This is a genomic window from Serratia sp. BIGb0163, assembly GCF_024809935.1.
Classification (GTDB): Bacteria; Pseudomonadota; Gammaproteobacteria; order Enterobacterales; family Enterobacteriaceae; genus Serratia; species Serratia quinivorans.
On record NZ_JANUDZ010000001.1, the window covers coordinates 2000052 to 2023687 of the forward strand.

Sequence of the window (23636 nt, forward strand, 5' to 3'; positions counted from 1 at the left end):
ACTCATAACCGCATTTGAACCTGACTCTCCAAGCCGGAAGAGGCGCGTTCCCAATCGCCATTAGATGGAGTAAATCATGCCAAACTCGAAATCCCGTAGCGGGCAGAAATTTATCGCCCGCAACCGCGCACCGCGCGTACAGATTGAATACGATGTCGAAATTTATGGCGCAGAGCGCAAAATCCAGTTGCCGTTCGTGATGGGCGTGATGGCAGACCTGGTGGGGAAATCGGTTGATCCACAGGCGAGCGTTGATGAGCGCAAGTTCCTGGAGATCGACATCGACAACTTCGATGAACGCATGAAATCGCTGAAACCGCGCGTTGCCTATCAGGTCGACAACACCCTGACCGGCGAAGGCAAACTGAATATCGATCTGACGTTTGAAAGCATGGAAGACTTCTCCCCTGCGGCGATTGCCCGCAAGGTGGACGCGCTGGACAACCTGCTGGACGCCCGCACCCAACTTTCCAACCTGTTGTCTTATATGGACGGTAAAAACGGCGCTGAAGAACTGATCTCCAAAATCCTGCAAAACCCGGCCTTACTGCAATCCCTGACCGATGCGCCGAAACCGGCCACCACGGACGACAACAATCAGCGTGAGGACTAATCGATGAGCAACTCGCCTCAGCAACAAAAAGCGCTGCAGACCAGCGAAGCTTTCTCCAGCGATGAATTCAGCGCGCTGCTGAACAAAGAGTTTCGCCCCAAGACCGATCAGGCCAAGGAAGCGGTGGAAAATGCGGTAAAAACTCTGGCGCAGCAGGCGCTGGAAAACACCGTGACGGTCTCCTCTGACGCCTATCGCACCATTCAGGCGCTGATCGCCGAAATAGACGAAAAACTGTCGCAACAGGTTAACCAGATTATCCACCACGCCGAATTCCAGAAGCTGGAAGGCGCCTGGCATGGCCTGCACTATCTGGTCAACAACTCCGAAACCGACGAAATGCTGAAAATCCGCTTTATGAGCATTTCCAAGCAGGAGCTGGGCCGCACGCTGAAGCGCCATAAAGGTGTGGGCTGGGACCAGAGCCCCATCTTCAAGAAAGTGTACGAGGAAGAGTACGGCCAGTTCGGCGGCGAACCCTTCGGTTGCCTGGTGGGCGATTACTACTTCGACCACAGCCCACAGGACGTAGAGTTGCTGGGTGAGATGGCGAAAATCAGCGCCGCCTCCCACTGCCCCTTCATCGCCGGTACCGCACCGAGCGTGATGCAGATGGAATCCTGGCAGGAGCTGTCCAACCCACGCGATTTGACCAAAATCTTCCAAAATACCGAATACGCCGCCTGGCGCAGCCTGCGTGAATCGGAAGATGCCCGCTATCTGGGCCTGGTAATGCCGCGATTCCTGGCGCGCCTGCCGTATGGCATCCGAACCAATCCGGTTGACGAGTTCGACTTTGAGGAAGAAACCGACGGCGCGAACCACGGTAACTACACCTGGACCAACGCCGCCTACGCCATGGCCGCCAACATCAACCGCTCGTTCAAAGAGTTCGGCTGGTGTACCGCGATCCGTGGGGTGGAGTCTGGCGGTGCGGTAGAGAACCTGCCGTGCCACACCTTCCCGAGCGACGACGGTGGCGTGGACATGAAGTGCCCGACCGAGATCGCCATCAGCGATCGTCGCGAGGCCGAGTTGGCCAAGAACGGCTTCATGCCGTTGGTACACCGGAAAAACTCCGACTTTGCCGCCTTTATCGGTGCCCAGTCGCTGCAAAAGCCGGCCGAATACTACGACGCCGATGCATCTGCCAATGCTCAGCTCTCCGCCCGTCTGCCTTATCTGTTCGCCTGCTGCCGCTTCGCGCATTACCTGAAATGCATCGTCCGTGACAAGATCGGTTCTTTCCGCGAGCGCGACGATATGGAACGCTGGTTAAACGACTGGATCATGAACTACGTGGATGGCGATCCGGCCAACTCCTCGCAGGAAACCAAGTCGCGCAAACCGCTGGCCGCTGCGGAAGTTCAGGTGGAAGAGATCGAAGACAACCCGGGCTACTACAGCGCCAAGTTCTTCCTGCGCCCACATTACCAATTGGAAGGCTTGACCGTCTCCCTGCGTCTGGTATCGAAACTGCCTTCACTGAAGCAGAACGACGCATCCTGACGTGCTGAAAGTCAGGCCGTGGGTCTGGTGAAAACATTGCCGGTAATCCCCATGATGGTTATCAGCAGGATAACCCGCAGTAATCAGCATTGAGCCATTGTCGTTTTTTAATGATGGCTCGGTAATTAATACCGATAGTATTCGGTATTTAATAAGGTGCATGGCACAAGGATATTAAATGGTAGTGCATTGCCAAATTTTCAATTCCTGCTGCTATTACCTGAATTTTTCAACGCAACGTTAATACTACTGTTAACCCTTAATAAAGAGTGAAGATACTATGGCTATTGATATGTTCCTGAAAGTTGAAGGTGCCAGCGGTGAATCTAAAGATTCAAATCACAAAGGCTGGACCGACATTACTTCTTTCTCCTGGGGCGCTTCTCAACCAGGCAACATGAGCGTGGGTGGTGGTGGCGGTGCCGGTAAGGTTTGCTTTAACGATCTGCATGTCAATGCGCTGGTCGACAAATCAACCCCGGCGCTGCTGAAGCACTGCTCCAGCGGTAAACACCTGACCAAGATTGAACTGTCAGTCTGTAAAGCCGGTGGCAGCCAGGTTGAATACGTCAAAATCACTCTGGACGACGTGCTGGTCACTGCCGTGCAGTACACCGGTGCCGGCGGTGAAGACACCGTGGGCGTAACCTACTCCTTCCAGGCATCGAAAGTGAAACAGCAATACTGGGAGCAGAGCGATAAAGGCGGCAAAGGCGCAGAAAGCAGCGCAGGCTGGAATATCAAGGAAAACCGCGAAGCTTAATCTGTTTCCCCCGGTTCCGGCCGGGGGCTATTTATACCCTCTCATTAGTAAATCGGGCTATTCGTGCCTGCAGTCATCTCGCCATTAATATTAAAATAAAAAGTCAGTCACAAAATAAAAAACCGCATGCCAACCGGCTTACCAAAATAACCGCCAATTTTGGCAAACCAGACACCGAAATAATAATTAACTGCAATATATCCTAATCAGCAGGAATGCCTTATGCGATTTTCTATTGTCAAAAATAAAAGTGGCCAGGTTCCGCCACAGAGCAGCTGCGACTTTCTGCCGCCCGGCGGCACCATTGGCCGTAGCGTGGACAACAACCTGGTATTGCCGGACGAAGAGCGTGCCATCTCCCGGTTGCAGGCGATCGTACATATTTCTGCTGATGGCGAATGCCGCGTAACCAACCGTGGCAACGTCACCCGCGTGTTGCTGAACGATATTCCCCTGGAGCGCGGCCGTCAGGTGGAGCTGCAGGATGGTGACATTCTCGGTATCGACGATTACCAGATCCAGGTCAGCTCCTTACAGCAAGCGGCTGCGCCACAGGCTCAGCCGGCAATTAAAACCGCCGACACCGCGCCAGTCACTACGCCGGCTGCCAAAGAGAAAGCGGCAGCCCCCATCCCGAATGAGATCTGGGACAGCCTGGTAGAAGAGTTCACGCCAGCCACGGCGGTGACTGCGCCCCCGGCACCGGTCATTAATCAGGACAGCCATCCGCTGCTGGAAACGCCGGAGCCTGAGATGAACCCGGCCGATCCGCTGGCGCAGTTGGCGGGCGACGTCGAACTACGTCAACTGCAGTCGCAGCAAACCGATCCGGCAATGTTGTTCAACACCGACACCACCTTCGAGCGCGATCCTATTTTGGCCGATACCACCCCAAGTGCGCTGTTGGCCGAACAACGCCCGACCACCAGCCAGGCTGCGCCGATCAAACCCGCTGAGGCGGAAAAAAATGCCCAGGAGCTCGATCCGCTGGCGCTGTTTGGCGGTTCTTCTGCCCCCACGTCGCCGGACGCGTTGAACAGCAACGATCCGCTCGGCCTGCTGATGGGCAGCGCTGTCCCCCTGGCACAGCCAGAGCCTCCGGCTGCGGTGCCACCACCGGCGTCCCCATTACAGCAACCGGTGATGGCTGCCCCGGTGGAAGCACCGCAACCCAAAGCCGCGCCGCAACCTGAGCCACAGTTTTCGCCTTCAACCCCACCGCCCTCACCGCAACCGCGTCCACGCCCGGCCAACCGCCTGGGTATCGATCCGATTGCCTATCAGACTGCGCGTGCCCAAAACGGTAGCGCACCTGCGGGTGAGCGGTTGGAAGGCCCACTGTTAGCCGCATTACTGCAGGGGGTGGGTCTGGATGACCTGCAGCCACAGCCGCACTTTGATGAGCAACAGCTCCGCCAGGCCGGTCGGCTGCTGAGCCTGTTTTCTCAGGGGACCGTCGCCCTGCTCTCTTCCCGCTCAATCCTTAAGCGCGGTGTGAAGGCCGAGATGACCATGATCCTCGACGAGGCCAATAACCCGTTCAAACTGCTGCCCTCGGGCAAAACGGTATTGATGCAGATGTTCGGCAGCAAAATGCCGGGGTTTATGCCGCCGGAACAGGCGGTACGCGACGCACTGATCGACCTGCAGGCACACCAGTTAGGCATGATCGCCGGTATTCGCGCCATCATCGCCGCCATGCTGCAGTCGTTCAATCCGGATCGCCTCGAAGAGGAGGCGCGCAAGGAAGGTGCGGCACCTCGTCTGTCCCTGCCGGCCAGCCGCAAGGCGGCGCTGTGGGATTACTTCGTGAAAAGTTATCAGCAGACCTCCGGCGAAATCGAAGACGACTTTCACACCCTGTTCGGCGAAGCCTTCCTGCACGCCTATGACGTTGAAGTGAATCAATATAAAGACTCACAGACCCAACCGGACGCGTAATGAATATCACTATAGCCTCTACCTCCAATCAGGGCGGCCGCGCCTCTAATCAGGATCAGACCGGTGAAGTGGTCGGTAACCGCGCCGCCTGTTTCGTGGTCTGTGACGGCATCGCCGGTTTTCCCGGTGGGGACGTTGCCGCCAAACTGGCACACGACACCATCCTGCAAAACTTCGACGGTGAAAAACATCTCAATGCCCAGAGCATTCGCCAACACATTGCCAGTGCCAATGCCGCCATCCACCAGCAGCAACGGCAGTCGGACGAATACGGCAAGATGGGCACCACGCTGGTCAGCCTGTTTATCGATCGCGATTACCAACTGGCTTACTGGGCGCACGCCGGTGACAGCCGTTTGTACCTGTTCCGGCGCGGCTACCTGCATTCGGTGACCACCGACCACAGCCTGATCCAGCAAATGCAGGACGCCGGCTACCAAACCAGCGGCATCAACAGCAACCTGCTGTATTTCGCCCTGGGCCTGAATGAAGAACGCGACGCCAGTTACAGCGACGTGTTGCAACTGGAAGACGGCGACGTTTTCCTGCTGTGTACCGACGGTTTTTGGCACAGCTTTAGCCAGTCTGAACTGGAACAATCGCTACATATGGTCAACTCCCCCAGCGAGTGGATTGCCCTGATGGAGCAGGCATGGAAGAAAAATAATAACAGCGATAACTACAGCGCTATCGCCGTCTGGATTGGCTCACCGCAGGAAACCACCCTGCTGCATTCTCTGGCGGATGCGGAGCGGTTTCTGTCCCGCGACTGAGTCAGGTACAAATTCACAGCAAGGTTACCTATGAAATACTGGATGCCCGGATTTATCGCCCTGATGGCGATACCGGCCGCGCAGGCGGCGAATTATCGCTTGGTCTACTCCCCCAGCCAGAAGCTGGAAGTGTTTATCGATGGCGTCAAAAACAGCCAACCAGCAAGCTGGTGCGGCAAAACCATCCCGCTGCGCATCGTTTCGGCACAGAGCAAAGATCCCGCAGTGCTGGACGACTTCCTGCCACGGGTTGGCAATCTGTTGGCAAAGCAGTGTGCCAAAGCCAGCCAACTCCCCTGGACACTGACCGACAAACGCGGTGAAAAACTGGCGTCCGGCGAAGCCAGCAAGGCACGGGGCTGGAAGCCGGTACACAAACAGCAGGCCGTCGAACCGGCTGAACCCCCAACGCCGGTGATCCCCGCCGCCGTGGCGGTCACCTCGCCGCAGGCAGACAGCACGCCGGTGCCCAAGTTTGACCTGCCGCAGGGCTGCCATTTCCGCACCTACTGGAGCGAAGAAGCCAACGGCAGCGCGCTGTTTATCCCGAGTGGCGACGCCCTGCGTTGTGGTGATGACGGCTGGTTAAACGGCAGCAGCAGCGTCACGCTACAGCAAGATGGCAAAACCGCCTCGCCGGCATTGTCGTTCTATCAGGGCTATCCGCTGGTGAAGATCAACGTGGGTGAACACCCCTTGAACGTGATCAGCGCCAACGTGCAGCGGCTAGTCCTCGGTGCCAACCCGCAGGCACCGGGCAGTTTCGCGCTGTTACCTTTCGCCCCGCAGCTTCACGCCTGGTCATTTAACGGCGAAGTGATCGTCGAAATGCCGCGTGCAGAAGCCGCAGACACCGCCAAAGTCAAACAACGTATTGAGCAGGCACAGCGCGCCTGGCAGCCACTGCTTGCCAGCCCGGCCACGCCGCTGAACTTCAAGCTGGTGGAAAAGCTGGCCGACGATCGTCTTGACCCTGCCAGTGGCAGCTACCTGACGGTTAACAACGCCACTCACTGATTATTAAGGAAAGCCCTGTGAAATCATTAACAAACATGTTGCAAGGCGGCACGGTCAGCGCCGCTATCGGCGCAGTGGAAAATGAAATCAAAGCGCGACCGGCGGATGCCGATCTGCGTGCCGCTCTGGTGCAACTGCTGTGTCTGGCCGGCAACTGGCAGCGCGCCAATGCGCAGCTGAAATCCTGGCAGGCATTGAAGCCCATCGCCCAGCCCACCACATTGCTGTTAATGCAATCGGTCAACGCGGAACTGCAGCGTCAGGCGGTGTTCGCCGGCGAGGCCCCTCCCGCGCTGCTGCAACAAAGTCAGCCCTGGTTGCAACCCATGATCCAGGCGTTGCGCCACGATGCCCTGGGCGAAACCGAACAGGCGCAGGCATTGCGCGACGACGCGCTGGAAGCGGCACCGGCCAGTGCCGGGCAACTGACCCTGGCTGAACGGCCACAACCCGTGGCGTTTGATTGGCTGACCGACGGTGATGGTCGTCTCGGCCCGGTTTGCGAACTGGCATTGAACGGCACCTATTACTGGCTGCCGTTCGCCGAGATTGCGGAAATTCAGTTCCAGGCCCCACAAAGCGCCGTTGATCTGGTGTGGAGCCATGCACTGGTGCGACTGAACGACGGTCGCGAGCAGGTCTGCCAACTGCCTGTCCGCTATCCCCTGATTGCAAACAGTGACGATGCGCTGTTGCTCGGCAAACGCACCGAATGGCAAGCGCTGGGCGAAGGGCCGCACTACGCCGGTCAGGGTCTGAAAACCTGGCTGAGCGAGAACGATGAGTTCCCGCTACACAGCCTGCGCCACCTGAGTTTTAACGCGAGCGCCTGACGATGAACAGCAAGCGGCCAACCCAACATGATGATGGTGACCTGCGCCGTCAGGGCTATCGCTCCCGCCAGGATAGCGAACGCCTGACCTCGCGCGACAAAATGCAGCCGGTGCTGCTCGACATGCTGACTGACGACGAACCACAGAAAAAAAAGGAAGCTCAGGTGCGCAACCTGGTCTCGCACAGCGAACTGCGCCGCCGGGTGCTGCGCGACCTGCAGTGGCTGTTTAACTGCGTGAACAGCGAAGCCAGTCTCGATTTGGGCGATTTTCCGCAGGTACGGCGTTCAACCCTGAACTACGGCATCGCCTCGCTGGCCGGCAAACGCATGTCAGACATCGAATGGCAGGATATTCAGTTGGCGCTGACCGAATCCATCCTCAATTTCGAACCGCGCATCCTGCCCGAAGGGCTGCAGGTGCGCTGCATTTCAGATACCGGCTCGCTGGAGCTGCACAACGTATTGTCGATTGAAATCAAGGGGCGCCTGTGGTGCGTGCCCTATCCGCTGGAGTTTCTGTTCCGTACCGACGTGGACCTGGAGAACGGCCACTTCGATCTGAAAGACATAGGGTAAGCCGATGGACAGTAAACTTTTAGACTATTACAACCGCGAGCTGGCCTATCTGCGTGAGATGGGCGCAGAGTTCGCCGAGCAATATCCCAAAGTGGCAGGCCGCCTTGGCATGCGCGGTATCGACGTAGCGGATCCTTATATCGAGCGTCTGATGGAAGGCTTTGCCTTTCTCACCTCGCGCGTACAACTGAAGATGGACGCAGAGTTTCCGCGTTTCTCCCAGCGTCTGCTGGAGATCATCTACCCCAACTATCTGTCGCCAACGCCATCGATGGCGATTGCCGAGCTGCAACCCGACAGCAACAAGGGCGATATCAGCAACGGCTTTGTCGTGCCACGCGGCACCATGATGGATAGCCAGTCGCTGAAAAAGAGTGGCATCACCTGCAGCTACACCACCGCGCACGACGTCACGCTGCAGCCGGTACGGCTGAAAAGCGTCGAACTGGGCGGCATTCCGGCCGATATTCCACTGGCCGCTCTGGGGTTGCAGCACAGTGGCTGCGTCAGCGCGCTGCGCATCCGGCTGGAGTGCTATGACAGCGTCACGCTCAACAACCTGCAGTTGGACCAGTTGATGTTTTATCTCTCCGGCCCGGACTTGCAGGCACAGCAACTGCTGGAACTGCTGATGCAGCACAGCGTCGGGCTGATTTGCCAGACGGTGGAAGCGCAACCGCAGCGGCGGGTGCTGGCGCTGGACGGGTTGCGACAGGAAGGCTTCGCCGCCGATCAGGCACTGCTGCCGAACGATCTGCGCAATTTTGAAGGCTATCGCCTGCTGCAGGAGTATTTTGCCTTTCCGGCGCGCTTTCAGTTCTTCAGCGTCAATGGCATACGCCCACTGTTGCAAAGCGTACGCGAAGGCAAAAAAACGCTGCGGCAGTTTGAGATCCTGGTGCTGCTTGACCGTCAGGATGCGGCACTGGAGCGGGTAATCGACGTCGCCCATTTGGCGTTGCACTGCACGCCGGTGATTAATCTGTTCCCCAAGGTCGCCGAACGCATCACGGTCAGCGAAAAAAGCCATGAATATCATCTGGTGGTCGATAACATTCGTCCGCTTGATTATGAGGTGTTCTCTGTTCAGCGGCTCGGTGGCAGCGCCAGCGAAAAACGCTATGAGCAGGAATTCCGGCCGTTTTACAGCACCCTGAGCGCGGATGACGGCAACTACGGCGCCTACTTTTCACTGCGGCGCGAACAGCGCACGTTGTCCGAACACGCCCGTCGCTACGGCACCCGCACCGGCTATGTCGGCTCGGAAGTGTTCGTCTCGCTGGTGGATGAACGGCAGTCACCGTGGCACAGCGACCTGAAATACCTCACCGCCGACGTGCTGTGTACCAGTCGCGATCTGCCGCTGATGCTGTTGCAGCAGGATCAGGGCAATTTCGTGATGCCGGACTCGATCCCGATCAAACAGGTGTCGCTGAAAAAAGGCCCGACGCCGCCGCGCCCGGCGCTGGCCGAAGGCATGATCACCTGGCGGTTGATCAGCCAACTGCAATTGAACTACCTCAGCATGATGGACGGCGACCCGGAACAGGGGGCTGCCAGCCTGCGTCAGCTGCTCGGCCTGTACGGCAACCTGAGCGAGCCGGCGATCACCAAGCAGATCCAGGGCGTTCGCCACTGTAACCTGCGCCCGGTATACCGCCGGGTGCCCGAGCCGGGGCCGATCGTGTTTGCCCGCGGTATCGCCATCGACCTGACCGTCGATGAACAGTCGTTCTCCGGCAGCAGCCCCTACCTGCTGGGTAGCGTTCTGGAGCGTTTGTTCTCCCGGCTGGTAGCGATGAACACCTTTACCGAAATGACGCTTTCCAGCCAGCAGCGCGGTGAAATTGCTCACTGGCAGGCGCGCATGGGCAAAAGGACGCTGATTTGAGCACTCTTGACGCCGAGGCGGAACTGACGGCACCGCCACAGATCAATGCCTTGCACCGCCTGCCGGAGGATTTCTGGCTGCGGCTCGGCAATGCGCCTTATAAACACGATTTGTTTCAGCTGCTGCGGCGCCTCGACGCCCAGGGCGGCCAGCCATACCTGCTGGGCCGTGCCCCCCTGCCGCGCCATGAGATGCTGCGGCTGGGGCAAGAACCTTCACTGTCGTTCGCTCCGTCGACGCTGGCACAGGTCAGCCCACGGCCGCAAAGCCCGCTGCACGACGTTTCTATTTTCAGCTTTGGCCTGTTTGGCCCCAACGGGCCGCTGCCGCTGCACCTGACCGAATACGTGCGTGAACGGGTCTATCACCACCAGGACACCACCCTGCTGGCCTTTGCCAACCTGTTTCACCACCGGCTGACGCTGCTGTTTTACCGCGCCTGGGCCGACGCACAGCCCACGGTATCGCTGGATCGTCAGGATAACCGGCGTTTCGACCAATACCTTTCCAGCCTGATTGGCATCGGCCAGCCGGCGCAGCAGCAGCGCGACAGCATCAATGCCCATGCCAAGCATTTTATGGCCGGTCATCTGATTCGCCACAGCCGCGATCCGGAAGGGCTGAGCAAAATCTTGCAGCAGTACTTCAAGGTGCCGGTGCGCATCGTGGAAAACGTCCCGCACTGGCTGCGGGTAGAACCACGCGAACAGGCGCGTCTGAAGGCCGGTCGCGGCGCCCCCCGGCTCGGTGAGTCTTCGTTCCTCGGGATTGCCGTGCGCGATATTCAGCACAAATTCCGCATCGAACTGGGGCCGATGTCGCAACAAAACTATGAAGGCTTCCTGCCCGGAGCCGAACTGTGCCGGCAGTTGCGTGACTGGGTGCGCCAGTATCTGGGCATTGAGTTTGTTTGGGAACTGCGGCTGATCCTGGCCAAGGATCAGCTCAGCGGTACCCAACTCGGCGGTGCCCAGCGCCTGGGATTAAGCAGTTGGCTGGAGGACGCCCGTCAGCAACGCGACCTTGACGATCTGATCTTCAGCCCCGAACCGCTGGAAAACCCGTTCTGACTATTATTTTGGCCTGAGCCGCATAGCGCTCCGCCACGACCTGAGGAAAACCATGTCTGAAATCAGCCGCTCGGTATTATTTGGCAAACTCGATAGCCTGTTATTCACCTCTCTGGAAAGTGCGACGGCGTTTTGCAAGCTGCGCGGTAACCCCTACGTTGAGCTGGCGCACTGGCTGCATCAACTGATGCAGGCACCGGAGGCGGACCTGCAACAGGTGATCCGCCACTTTGCGCTGGATGAGGGGCAACTGGCGCGTGACATCGTCGAGGCGCTCGATCGCCTGCCGCGCGGTGCCAGCGCGATTTCCGATCTGTCCGAACATATCGACAGCGCGGTGGAACGGGCCTGGGTTTATGGCTCGCTGAAATTCGGTGCTGCGCAAATCCGCGGCGGCCACCTGCTGCTCGGTATCCTGAAAACCTACAGCCTGCGCCACTTGCTGAAAGCCATCTCCTCACAGTTTGATCGTATCAACGCCGATCTGCTGATGGAGCAATTTGCCACTATCACCGCCCACTCGGCGGAAAACAGCCTGACGCCGAGCGCCCAGGCCGACACCACGCCGACGGCAGCGCAGACCGGCGGCAGCGTGCTGGCGCAATATGCTCAGGATCTGACGGCCAAGGCGCGTAATGGCGAGATCGACCCGGTGACCGGGCGTGACGAGGAAATCCGCCAGATTATCGATATTCTGATGCGGCGCCGTCAGAACAACCCGCTGCTGACCGGTGAGGCCGGGGTCGGCAAAACCGCCGTGGTCGAAGGCCTGGCGCTGCGTATCGTGGCCGGTGACGTTCCGCCACAGCTGCGCGACGTCCAGCTGTATCTGCTGGATATCGGCATGCTGCAGGCCGGGGCCGGGGTGAAGGGCGAGTTCGAAAAACGCCTGCAAACGGTGATTGACGAAGTTCAATCCAGCCCCACCCCGATCATTTTGTTTATCGATGAGATCCATACGCTGATTGGTGCCGGTGGCGCGCAGGGCACCGGCGACGCAGCCAACCTGTTGAAACCGGCGCTGGCACGCGGCCAATTACGTACCGTCGGGGCCACTACCTGGTCGGAATACAAAAAATACATTGAGAAAGATCCGGCGCTGACCCGCCGTTTCCAGGTGGTGCAGGTGCATGAACCGAGCGAAGACAAAGCGCTGCTGATGCTGCGCAGCACCGTCAGCCCGCTGGAACAGCACCACCGCGTGCTGCTGCTCGATGAGGCAGTCGACGCCGCCGTGCGCCTGTCGCATCGCTACATCCCGGCACGCCAGTTGCCGGACAAGGCCGTGGCGCTGCTGGATACCGCCTGCGCCCGCGTGGCGGTCAGCCAACATGCCGAGCCGGCCCAGGTGGAAGACTGCCGCCACCGCATTGAAGCGTTGCAGATTGAATGGGATATCGCCCGGCGCGAAGCCAAGGTCGGCATCGGCAATCCGCAGCGCCCACAGGATATCGAGGCTCAGTTGGCGCTGTGGCAACAACAACTCGAGCAGCTCACTGCCCGCTGGCAGGAGGAGTTGGCGCTGATCCAACAGATTATCGACCTGCGCGCCCAGTTGCATCGGGAAGAAATTGAGGCTGAACCGACTGACGAGGCCACCGAGGAGCCACAGCCCGCGCCCTCTGCCGATGAACTGCGCGCGCAATTGGCGCAGTTGCAGCAACAGCTTGGCGAACTGCAGGGCGAGGCCCCGCTGATTTTCGCCGCCGTCGATGCCAACGTGGTGGCCGCGGTGGTGTCCGACTGGACCGGCATCCCGCTGGGCCGCATGGTGAAAAACGAGATCGACGCGGTACTGCAATTGGCGGATACGCTGAACCAGCGGGTTATCGGCCAACGGCATGCACTGGATCTGATCGCCCGTCGGGTACGCACCTCACGCGCGCGGCTGGACGATCCGAACAAGCCGGTCGGGGTCTTTCTGTTGGCAGGCCCTTCCGGCGTAGGGAAAACCGAAACCGCGCTGGCGCTGGCGGAAACGCTGTACGGCGGCGAGCAGAACGTGATTACCATCAACATGAGCGAGTTCCAGGAGTCGCATACCGTTTCAACCCTGAAAGGTGCCCCTCCCGGCTATGTGGGTTACGGCGAGGGTGGCGTGCTGACCGAAGCGGTGCGCCGTCGCCCTTACAGCGTGGTGCTGCTGGACGAAATAGAAAAAGCCCACCCGGACGTGCACGAGATCTTCTTCCAGGTGTTCGACAAAGGCTGGATGGAGGACGGTGAAGGCCGCCACATCGATTTCCGTAACACCATCATTATTCTGACCTCTAACGTCGGCACCGATCTGATCGCCGGGCTGTGCAGCGATGCGGACCTGATGCCAGAGCCGGAGGCACTGAGCGGCGCCCTGCGCGAACCGCTGCTGTCGGTATTCCCGGCGGCGCTGCTCGGCCGCTTGTTGGTGGTGCCTTACTACCCGCTGACCGACGCCACGCTGGGCAATATTGTGCGCCTGCAACTGGGGCGAGTGCAGCGCCGGCTGGCGGAGAACCACGATATCGCCTGTACCTTCGACGATGCGGTAATCGAGCAAATCGTCAGCCGCTGCACCGAGGTGGAGTCCGGCGGCCGCATGGTCGACGCTATTTTGACCAACACCCTGCTGCCGCAGATCAGCCACACCTTACTGACCGGCAGCGCCAACGATCAGCGCTATCGCCAACTGCATATCGCGCTGCAGCAAAACGAATTTATTTGTCAATTTCAGGCATAACGCCGCGGCCGCCGGTATGGCGGCCATCGTTCACAGAGAGTCATCATTATGTCGGGAACCGGGGTAAGCAAACCGAATTCAAACAGCCTGCCGATCGGCTATAGGTTCAATGAATTCGAGATCAAGGAAGCTATCGGCGAAGGCGGTTTCGGCATCGTCTACCGCGCCTACGATCATCAGCTGGAACGCACCATCGCCATCAAAGAGTACATGCCGACCTCGCTGGCGATGCGCAATGACGATCTGAGCATCGGGCTACGCGGTGAGCGTTTCAGCAAAACCTTCCAGGCCGGGTTAAACAGCTTTATTCAGGAAGCCCGCCTGCTGGCGCGTTTCTCACATCCAGGGCTGCTGCACGTACTGCGCTTTTGGGAAGAGAACGGTACCGCCTACATGGGCACCCAGTTTTACAGCGGCACTACCCTGAAGAACCTGCAGGCGCAGCAGCCGGAGAAAATCGACGAGGCCTGGATCCGCAGACTGTTGCCACCGCTGTTCAGCGCCATCAACACCATCCATCAGGAAGGTTACCTGCACCGCGACATTTCACTGGATAACATTCAGATCCAGGAAAACCAGTTGCCGGTGCTGCTGGACTTCGGCTCAGCGCGCAAAGAGATCGGCAACCTGTCCGACGAAACGGAAATCATGCTCAAACCGGGCTTCGCGCCGATTGAGCAATACACCGAGAACAGCGACGGTGAGCAAGGCCCCTGGACCGACATTTACGCTCTGGGCGCCGTGCTGCATACGCTGATCGTCGGTTCACCACCGCCGGTCAGCGTGGTGCGCAGCATCGAGGACAGCTACCAACCGCTGACCGAGCGGCGCCCGGCGGGGTATTCACTGGAACTGCTGCGCACTATCGACCATGCGCTGGCGTTGAAACCGGAAGACCGGCCACAAACCATCGACGAAATGGCCGAACTGCTGCATCTGCCGATTGCCGATGAAAACGAAATCATCAGCACCCCGGCCGCCGCACCGGAAAACCTGCTGGTGGCCACCAATCCGGCCGCCGGTGCCGCAGCGGCAGGCACCGTTACCGCGCACGGCATGAAGCTCACACGCCCGATGATGGCAGGTGCAGGCGTGGCCGCTTTGCTGGTGATCGGCGTCATCGCCTGGCTAAGCGGCGGCGACAGTACCCCTGCCCCGATAGCGGCCAATACGCCAGACAGTGCAGCGGTGGATAAACCCATAACGCCGCCACAAAGCACACCGCAGACGGCCGAACAGCCACCTGCAGCCCAGACCCCTCCGGCACCACCGCCGGTGGCACTGGTGTATTTCAAACTGCAACCCGGTGAGCAGGTCAGCCTGGACGGCAAACCCCAGCAGGTGACCCCCGGTGACAACGGTTTTGCCCGCCTGAATTTGGCACCGGGCAGCTATCAGTTGGAAATCCGCCATAACGACCAGTTACGCCGCCAACAGCTCAGCATAGAGAACGCCGGCACCTGGCTGGTCAACCCGGTCATCGCAGGCTAACCCTCCGCTTTTCCGGCCCGTCACCGCGGGCCTTCACCGTATTTTCATGAGATTGACGCATGCGTCATTCACAGAGGACGTTCTCATGCTGGATCGTATTATTGCGCATACGCCACTGGGCCAGGAGTCATTGCTGTTCCGTTCGCTGGAAGGGACTGAAGCCCTTTCCTCACCCTTCGATTTCGCCATCGAACTGCTGAGCAAAAACGCCCGCCTCGACCGCAAAGCGCTGCTGGGCCAACCCCTGACGCTGGAGATCCCGACCCAGGGTTTTCTTGGCCCGCCCCGCTACCTGAACGGCAAGATCACGTCGATCGCCGTCAGCAGCGAAGAGATCGGCGGCACCCGTTATGCGGTGTACAACCTGCACGTGCAGCCGGATCTGTGGCCGATGACCAAGGACCGCAACTTCCGCATCTTCCAGGAACAGACGGTGCCGCAGATCGTCAAAACCCTGCTGACCGAACATAATGTTCAGCTGGAAGACCAGCTCACGGGCGACTACCGCCTGTGGGGCTATTGCGTGCAGTACAACGAAAGCAGCTTCAACTTCATCAGCAGGCTGATGGAGCTGGAGGGTATCTATTACTATTTCAAACACGAGATGGGCAAGCACACCCTGGTGCTGGGCGATGCGCCTCACCATCATCAGCCCTATCCGGGCTATGAGATGATCCCTTACCACCTGACGCCGTCTGGCGGCAGTACCAGCGAAGAAGGCATCAGCCAGTGGACCCTGTCCGATCACGTCACGCCGGGTATTTACAGCCTCGACGATTACGACTTCCGCAAACCCAATGCCTGGCTGTTCCAGGCCCGTCAGAACCCCGCCTCACCGACGCCGGGCCAGATTGACGTTTACGACTGGCCGGGCCGCTATACCGAGCATCAGCAGGGGGAATTCTACGCCCGTATCCGTCAGGAAGCCTGGCAGGCCGAGCATCAGCAGATTGAAGGCACCGCTACCGCACTGGGCATTGCCCCCGGCAGCACCTTCACGCTGTATAACGCCCCGCATGCGGACGACAACCGGGAATATTTGACGTTGCAGGCCAAATATCACCTGAAGGAAAACCGCTACGCCAGCGGCGACGATCAGCACAGCGAACACCGTATCGATTTCACCGTGCTGCCGGCGGATATTCCCTGGCACCCGACGCAACAGGCCAGTTGGCCAAAAACTCACGGCCCGCAGACGGCAAAAGTGGTCGGCCCAGCCGGTGAGTCGATCTGGACCGACAAATACGGCCGCATCAAGGTGAAATTCCACTGGGATCGCTTCGGGCCAAAAGACGACGGCAGCTCCTGCTGGGTGCGCGTGTCCAGCGCCTGGGCCGGCCAGGGTTATGGCGGAGTACAGATCCCGCGCGTCAACGACGAAGTGGTGGTGGACTTTATCAATGGCGATCCGGACCGGCCGATCGTGACCGGTCGCGTGTATAACGACGCCAGTATGCCGCCCTGGGCACTACCGGCCGCCGCAACCCAGATGGGTTTTATGAGCCGCACCAAGGATGGCACCGCCGACAACGCCAACGCCCTGCGCTTCGAGGATAAAGCCGGTTCGGAACAGGTGTGGATCCAGGCGGAACGCAACATGGACACCCAGGTGAAGAACGATGAGAGCCATACCATCGATAAGAACCATACGCACCTGGTCGGTGGCAATCAGATGCAACGGGTGGTGCTCAACCAGGCAACTGGGGTTAAAGGCGACGCTTCGTCGCTGACCGGCAAAACGCGTGCCGACAATGTGGTAGACGCCTTCACCCTGGGCTCAGGGGAGTCACTGCGGCTGGAATGCGGGGAAAGTGTCATTGAGCTGCGGGCCAATGGCCAGATCAACATCACCGGTACCAGCTTTAACATCACGGTCAAAAACGACGGCGAGATCAACACCGGCGGCAAGCTGCAACTCAATCAACCGGGCGGTGCCGCGCGCACTGCCGCCCCAGGGCCTGATCACAAAACGGCAATCCAGGGTGCCGTCGACCAGTTGTTCCCAAAATCCTGACCGCCGAACTTTTCGGCCCTCAACACGTTTAGAGAATACCCATGAATTATCTTTTCCAGGAAGGTCATTTCACCCTGCCCGCCGGCCCTTGGCAGGACTGCACCGTCAATATCCTCAAAAACCCGCAGACCGGCGCTTCTCTGGTGATCACCCGTGGCGCGATCCCGCAGGACAGCACGCTGGAAGACGAATTTGAAAAACAGTGGCAGGCGCTGTTGCCGCAGATCACCGATTTGCAGCAGTCACCACGCCAGCGCATCAGCGTCGGGCCAAACCACCTTATCCGGGCTATCGAGGTCACCAGCAATTTCATCCGCGCCGGCCACCACCATCATCAGCATCAGTTAGCGGCACAGCCCGAGGGGAGCCAGACGCTGCTGATCGTGACGTATTCCTCAATGAAGCCTTTCACGCGCGAGGATGACCATGAATGGCAGCAGGTGAAAGCTTCGCTGGCATTGACCGGACAGGATGACCGATAACCATGAGCGATATTTGGGCGGCAAGAAAGGATGACGAACTGATCCATACCAGCCCGCTGGCGGACATCGCCAGCGCCGTTGCCGAGGTCGCGGTTTACTCACTGGCGACAGCCGCCGTTGCGGCCGCAGCGGCAGCGGCAGCTCCGGCACTGGCGGGTGTGGCTGTGTTGGGTGCGGCGGCAACAGCGGCTTCCGGCTGTGTCGGTGCCGGTCTGATCGTCGGCTTCACCGCCAGCCTGACCGGCGTCGGCGAACATATCAGCAACGGTTGTGACACCGTGGCCAACTGGCTGTTTCCCCCGGTGGTCTCCGGCGTGATCCTCACGGGATCGGCCAATGTGTTCACTAACGCCAAACCGGCCGCTCGTGCCGCCGGGCGGTTGCTCACAGCTGATGAGATCAATGCCCTGCCCGCGCCGCAACCGCCACAAAGTTTTTGGGATTACGGTTCTGAGCTGCTGGCCGCCGGGGGCAATATCATTTCCCAGTTGTGGCAGCCCAGCGTCGCCGGTCCCAGCCTGCCCAGCCAGGCGCTGGAAGAAGACAAGATCGCTTGCGACAAGCACCCCAGCCCGCAATATCTGGCGGAAGGTTCCGGCAAGGTATTCATTAACGGTCAACCAGCCGTGCGCAGTAACGACCGTTCAACCTGTGAAGCCAAGGTCTCGACCGACGTTTCAAAGAATGTCCTGATCGGCGGCGATGCGGTTGTGGTGCGGGATATCAAAAGCGGCAAACTGCCAGGCATCGGCCTGGCGCTGACCGTACTGCCATTGCTGCTCGGCAACCCGTCCAAACTGGTCAAGAACCTGCCCTGCATGATTGGCGGCGGGCTGGCGGCGGCAGGTGCCAATGCGCTTGGGGAAGCGATCCACGCCGCGTTTAATCCAGTACACGCTGCCACCGGTGCCAAGGTCCTGAACGGTGAAGAGGATATCGATCTGCTGCTGTCGGCGCGCTTCCCACTGGTCTGGCAGCGTAATTACAACAGCCGTAACCGCTATCAGGGCCTGTTCGGTCACGGCTGGCGTACACCGTTTGAAACCTGGGTCGATCTGGCTGACGACGGCAAAGGCGGTGTCGAATGCTGCCTGCATGATGAAACCGGCCGCGAGTTGCGCTTCCCGCTACCCGAAGTGAACAAACCCAGCTTCAGCGCCGGTGAAGGGCTGATGTTCCGCAGCGGCGAAGAAGGTCAACTGGTCATCGCCGATACCGATGGCAGCGTGTGGCGGCTGTTTGTCCCGCTGCCACAGGAGCCCTCTCGCCTGCGGCTAATGTCGCTGAGCGACGAATATGACAACGCGCTGCTGTTGAGCTACGACGAACAACAACGTCTGAGCCAGATCAGCGACAGTGCCAACGCCATGACGTTGCAACTGGAATACGCCGATGCTCGCTTTGCCGATCGCGTTACGGCACTGTGCCATAACCAGCAGACACGGGTACGTTATTGCTATAACGACACTGGCGATCTTCACCAGGTGGTTGACGCCGGTGGCCTGATTACCCGCGAGTTCCATTATAACGATCAGTCTCTGTTGACCCGCCATCAACAGGCGGGCAGCCCCTATTTCGAATATCGCTGGGCGATGTTTGACGACTGGCGGGTGGTGGAACACCGCGATGAAGCCGGAAGCGGCTGCACCATAGATTACGATTTGGCGGCAGGCCTGACCACCGTCACCGAATACGATGGTCTGCAACACAGCCACCGCTGGAACAGCCAGCAGTTGATTACCGAATACACCGACGAGCGCGGTGAAGTCTGGCGCTACCAGTGGAACGACGAAGATATGCTGGTCGCGTGCCAGGATCCGTTGGGCCATGGCTGGCAATTTCGCTACGACGAAGCCGGTAACCTTGTCGAAGAACAAGATCCTCTCGGCAATATCCGCCTGACACAATGGCTGCCACAGCGCGCGCTGCCGGTCAGTATCAAAGCACCTAACGGTGGCACACAGTATTTTTATTACGATCAGCGCCACGCGCTGGTAGCCGACGTCGATGCACTCGGTCACACCCAGCGTTATTTGCGCGATGACTACGGCCAGGTAGTGCAGTCGGTCGACGCCAACGGCGGCATCAGCCATTTCGCCTATGACGAACACGGCCAGTTGATCCGCGCCCGCGATTGCTCAGGTAAACAGACCACCTACAGCTACCTGCCACAAGGCTGGTTAACCGAGGTCACCGATGCCGCCGGTGAGAGCACCCGTTACCATTACGATGACGTCGGCCGCCTGACACAGTTGCAGCGTGCCGAAGGCTGGCAGGAGAAACTGGGCTGGAACGCACAGGGTCAGCTGGTGCATTACCAGGGGGCCGATGGTCGCCTGACACATTACCGTTACGACAACGTCGGCCGCCTGCTGGCCACCCGCAACCCGCTCGATGGCGAAGTGCTGCGCAGCTACGATACTCGTGGTCGGCTGACCGCCCTGCGCAATGAGAACGGCGAGAGCTACGGCTTCCAGTGGACAGCGGCCAACCTGCTGCAGGAAGAGACCGGGCTGGACGGTATCAGCACCCGCTATCGTTATGACGAGTGCCGTCGGGTTATTGAGCGCATCTTTGCAGCCAATACGCCTGCTGCCTTTTCACACTACTTCAGCCATGACGCCGCCGGACAACTGTTGAACAAGCAGACGCCGGACGGGGAAACCCGCTATCGCTACAATCCGGTCGGCCAGTTACTGCACGCTGCCTTCTATCGCGGCGATGTATGGCGGGATTACCAGACGGAAGCGGAGAGCGAAGCCAGTTTCAGCTATGACCTGTTGGGTCGGGTGCTCAGTGAGCAAGGTAACCAGGGCACGCTAAACTACGCTTACGACCCGATGGGCAACCGCACGCAAATTGCTCTGCCCGACGGCCGCACCCTGCGTTCGCTGTACTACGGCAGCGGCCACCTGCTACAGGTGGCGCTGGATGACGTTACCATTAGCGAATTCGAGCGTGACAACCTGCACCGTGAGTTAAGCCGCACCCAGGGCCGACTGACCAGCCGGCTGCACTACGATCGGCTCGGCCGCAAAGATCGCCGGGAGATTTTTCACGACAATCGCCAACGTCCGGCCCCGGCCAGCAGTTCGCGGCAGTGGTTCTACGACTATCAAAATAACCTGACGCGCGAAGAACAGAACGCCAACCCGTTCGCCTATCAGCGTTATCACTATGACGCCGCAGGCCGTCTGCTAAGCCAGGACGGCACCTTGCCGGACACCGAGCGCTACCGCTACGATCCGGCCTCCAACCTGTTGGATGAAGGTCAATTCCGCCAGCGGCATAACCGCGTGATGCACTATCAAGGCATCGATTACCGTTACGATACCTTTGGCCGCACGGTGGAAAAACGCAAGGGTCACTACCGCTGGCAGTACCGTTACGACGCCGAACATCGACTCTGCGAAGTGGTACGTTACAGCCTGCACCGCAGCGAACCCTTGCAGCATGTGCAGTTCCGTTACGACCCACTCGGACGGCGCACGCAAAAACAGGTATGGCTGCAAAGCCAGGACCTGCGCCAACCAGGCGGAAAACGCCAGACCACCACCTTCCTGTGGGAAGGTTTCCGACTGTTGCAGGAAACCCGCGATGGCATGCCGCTCACCTATGTGTATGCCGATCAGGGAAGCTATGAGCCACTGGCACGTATCGACGGCGGGCCGCAGGCGCAGGTGTTTTACTTCCACACCGCGCCCAACGGCGAACCGGAAAGCCTGACCGACAGCGACGGTACCCTACGCTGGCAAGGCCACAGCAGCGCCTGGGGCAAAACAAAGTATGAAGAAAATCAGCAGCATCTGGATTACTCCCAAAACCTGCGCCTGCAGGGCCAATATCTGGATCGCGAAACCGGATTGCACTACAATCTGTTCCGTTATTACGACCCGGATATCGGCAGATTTACCCAGCACGACCCGATTGGTTTGGCGGGTGGGATAAACCTTTATCAGTATGCGCCGAACCCTTTGGGGTGGGTGGATCCGCTGGGTTTGAGCAAGTGTTCTACCGGAAAATCATTATCTGTTAATAAGCCCAAAATATTGAGTAGCTCGAACTTAACGGATACTGAAAGAAAGTATCTAGAAAGGCAGTTTATGAAAAAACAGAACTCTCTAAATCGTGCAGCTCAAAGAGGTGAGTTAGTTTGGTCCCCAGGAACTCATGATGTGAGGATCTCTTCGGTTCAGAGTTCATATCGCCAAGCTGTGTCATCACGCTATGAAAAGATGTTCGGCAAGCCTGCAGATTTAACTAAGTTGAATGCGGATCATCCTGTTGATTTAATCGTTGGTGGTTCACCAACACAACGTCTACAAATGCTGAATGAATCTATAAATAAAAGTGTTGGTAGTTCGTTAAAAAATGCTGGGCGGAAGGCTGGGCTTCAACCTGGAGACCGGATAAGTGAAATAATATTTAATTAGAGGTAATGATGAATAAAACCTTCTCATTTTCAACAGATACAGCAACTCTGGTAATTTACGACTTGTCCTCTCTAAAGCATAGAGTTAGTGACTCACCTGATTGGTGGAGCATTCCTGAGGATGAAATAGATGAGATTAATAAAGGTAATGTGCTTTTTTTAAATTTAGGAGACGATGGTAGTTACACAGTTAAAATCATTGATGAGATAAATGGAGATCGTGACTCATTCTTTTTAAACGTCCCATCTGGAGACGTATTCATCGGTGCTGGGGAGGATGTGAGTGGTGGTGACCTTGAACCAGACGGCTCTGATTACATGGCTGGTATAATGATTAAATTACCTCCTGGTGGATATGAAGTTAAATATAATAGAGACGAAACTGACATATCGATATCTTTCTCTATAAGTAATTGTAAAGTAAATAACATCACTGATCTCATTAGAATTTAGTTAAGTATGGATGTTAATTAACTAAAATAATCCTGAAGTAATCTAAAAGATCCTTCAGGATTAGTAGCATGCTGAACCAGCCCAGACTTGTTTGACACACCCTAAAGAAGCACCAGTCATAGGGAATGTTTCCGACTGCAGCAGGCAACCCGCGATGGCATGCCGGTCTCTCTTCGATTGGGTTTAACCCTAAATATCGACCTTTAGCTTTGTGATGCACTGAACCTGTCTGGATTGGTGAATAAAAACGAAAATCATAAAATATAAAACATTCTATCTAATCAATAAGTTATTTATAAAAAGCATTCGTAAATTCACCCCTAAATATAAAAACCTGTGGTAGTGCGACTTCTCTGCACTGCACAACCAAACTCACCCTAAAAACCAAAGGAGAGATACCCACCTATAGCCGTTGCAATCACCATTAATATTTGGTTCAAGTTTAATTCCGGGCGTATTAGCAAATGCTGTCACTGCCCAGAAGTATCACCTCACTTATTGGCCTTGATGGATATAAATCCGCTTCGCCAATGCAAATTAATCAATTTCATATAGGTATCAAAATGGCAATTGACTCATTTCTGAAGGTTGACGGGGTTACTGGCGAATCTAATGATTCGAATCACAAAAATTGGACTGATATTCTGTCATTCAACTGGGGGGCGACCCAGTCTGGCAATATGGCCGTAGGCGGTGGCGGCGGGACGGGGAAAGTAAACTTCAAGGATTTGGAGGTGCAGGCACTTATCGATAAATCTACACCGGCCATTCTGAAGTTTTGCTCCAGCGGTAAACATGTAACCAAAGTAGAACTTTCTATCTGCAAGGCCGGGGGCACCCAGGTCGAATATACCAGGATCGTGCTGGAAGATGTCCTGGTCAGTATGGCGGACTTTACCGGTGTTGGGCACACCGACAATATCCTGGTTAAATATCGTTTTCAGGCTTCCAAGGTCAATCTGCATTACTGGGAGCAAAGCGCCAGCGGCACCAAGGGTGCAGAAACCAAAGCCGGTTGGGATATTAAACAGAATAAAGAGATTTAATCGAGGGCAGCACT

General features: G+C 57.8%; 17 protein-coding genes. All 17 read left to right on the top strand.

Features of this window, described 5'->3' with window-relative positions:
- Positions 1–76: 76 nt before the first annotated feature.
- The 17 genes from tssB (at position 77) to M2406_RS09685 (ending at position 23622) form a co-directional block, all read left to right on the top strand.
- The gene (gene tssB / locus M2406_RS09605) at positions 77–613 is read left to right on the top strand and encodes a type VI secretion system contractile sheath small subunit (protein WP_259189754.1); all 537 of its coding nucleotides are present in this window, start codon (positions 77–79) and stop codon (positions 611–613) included.
- 3 nt (positions 614–616) lie between these two features.
- Positions 617–2122 carry a type VI secretion system contractile sheath large subunit gene (tssC, locus tag M2406_RS09610; RefSeq protein WP_012145726.1) on the top strand — a complete coding sequence of 502 codons (1506 nt, stop codon included), beginning with the start codon at positions 617–619 and terminating at the stop codon, positions 2120–2122.
- Positions 2123–2402: 280 nt separating this feature from the next.
- Positions 2403–2885: a type VI secretion system tube protein Hcp gene (locus tag M2406_RS09615; RefSeq protein ID WP_012145727.1), complete on the top strand. Its 483-nt coding sequence runs from the start codon at positions 2403–2405 to the stop codon at positions 2883–2885.
- A gap of 222 nt (positions 2886–3107) precedes the next feature.
- Positions 3108–4826, top strand: coding sequence for a type VI secretion system-associated FHA domain protein TagH (tagH, locus tag M2406_RS09620; RefSeq protein ID WP_259189756.1), 1719 nt, complete (start codon positions 3108–3110; stop codon positions 4824–4826).
- Positions 4826–5599: a PP2C family serine/threonine-protein phosphatase gene (locus M2406_RS09625; protein ID WP_012145729.1), complete on the top strand. Its 774-nt coding sequence runs from the start codon at positions 4826–4828 to the stop codon at positions 5597–5599. Before tagH ends, M2406_RS09625 begins: the two co-directional genes overlap by 1 nt.
- A gap of 30 nt (positions 5600–5629) precedes the next feature.
- On the top strand, positions 5630–6616 hold the full coding sequence (locus M2406_RS09630; RefSeq protein ID WP_259189758.1) for a type VI secretion system-associated protein: 987 nt from the start codon (positions 5630–5632) through the stop codon (positions 6614–6616).
- Positions 6617–6633: 17 nt separating this feature from the next.
- Complete coding sequence (locus M2406_RS09635) at positions 6634–7449, top strand: type VI secretion system accessory protein TagJ (protein ID WP_310473597.1); 816 nt, start codon at positions 6634–6636, stop codon at positions 7447–7449.
- Positions 7450–7451: 2 nt separating this feature from the next.
- Positions 7452–8027, top strand: a complete 576-nt coding sequence (locus tag M2406_RS09640; protein WP_012145732.1) for a type VI secretion system baseplate subunit TssE — start codon at positions 7452–7454, stop codon at positions 8025–8027.
- Positions 8028–8031: 4 nt separating this feature from the next.
- On the top strand, positions 8032–9918 hold the full coding sequence (tssF, locus tag M2406_RS09645) for a type VI secretion system baseplate subunit TssF (RefSeq protein ID WP_112363592.1): 1887 nt from the start codon (positions 8032–8034) through the stop codon (positions 9916–9918).
- Positions 9915–10988, top strand: coding sequence for a type VI secretion system baseplate subunit TssG (tssG, locus tag M2406_RS09650; protein WP_112363591.1), 1074 nt, complete (start codon positions 9915–9917; stop codon positions 10986–10988). The genes tssF and tssG overlap by 4 nt, the downstream gene beginning before the upstream one ends.
- 52 nt (positions 10989–11040) lie before the next feature.
- Positions 11041–13704, top strand: coding sequence for a type VI secretion system ATPase TssH (tssH, locus tag M2406_RS09655; RefSeq protein WP_259189762.1), 2664 nt, complete (start codon positions 11041–11043; stop codon positions 13702–13704).
- Between the two features lie 48 nt (positions 13705–13752).
- A complete protein-coding gene (locus M2406_RS09660; RefSeq protein ID WP_259189764.1) occupies positions 13753–15195 on the top strand; it encodes a serine/threonine-protein kinase in 1443 nt (480 codons plus the stop codon).
- 85 nt (positions 15196–15280) lie between these two features.
- Positions 15281–17209, top strand: coding sequence for a type VI secretion system Vgr family protein (locus M2406_RS09665; RefSeq protein WP_259189765.1), 1929 nt, complete (start codon positions 15281–15283; stop codon positions 17207–17209).
- Positions 17210–17250: 41 nt separating this feature from the next.
- A complete protein-coding gene (locus tag M2406_RS09670) occupies positions 17251–17691 on the top strand; it encodes a DcrB-related protein (protein WP_112363587.1) in 441 nt (146 codons plus the stop codon).
- A 2-nt stretch (positions 17692–17693) separates the two neighbouring features.
- Positions 17694–22124: an RHS repeat-associated core domain-containing protein gene (locus tag M2406_RS09675; RefSeq protein WP_259189766.1), complete on the top strand. Its 4431-nt coding sequence runs from the start codon at positions 17694–17696 to the stop codon at positions 22122–22124.
- 5 nt (positions 22125–22129) lie between these two features.
- Complete coding sequence (locus M2406_RS09680; RefSeq protein WP_310473598.1) at positions 22130–22576, top strand: DUF6386 family protein; 447 nt, start codon at positions 22130–22132, stop codon at positions 22574–22576.
- Positions 22577–23139: 563 nt separating this feature from the next.
- Positions 23140–23622 (top strand): type VI secretion system tube protein Hcp, encoded by a 483-nt coding sequence (locus M2406_RS09685; RefSeq protein WP_012145741.1) that lies wholly within the window; start codon positions 23140–23142, stop codon positions 23620–23622.
- Positions 23623–23636: the final 14 nt, after the last annotated feature.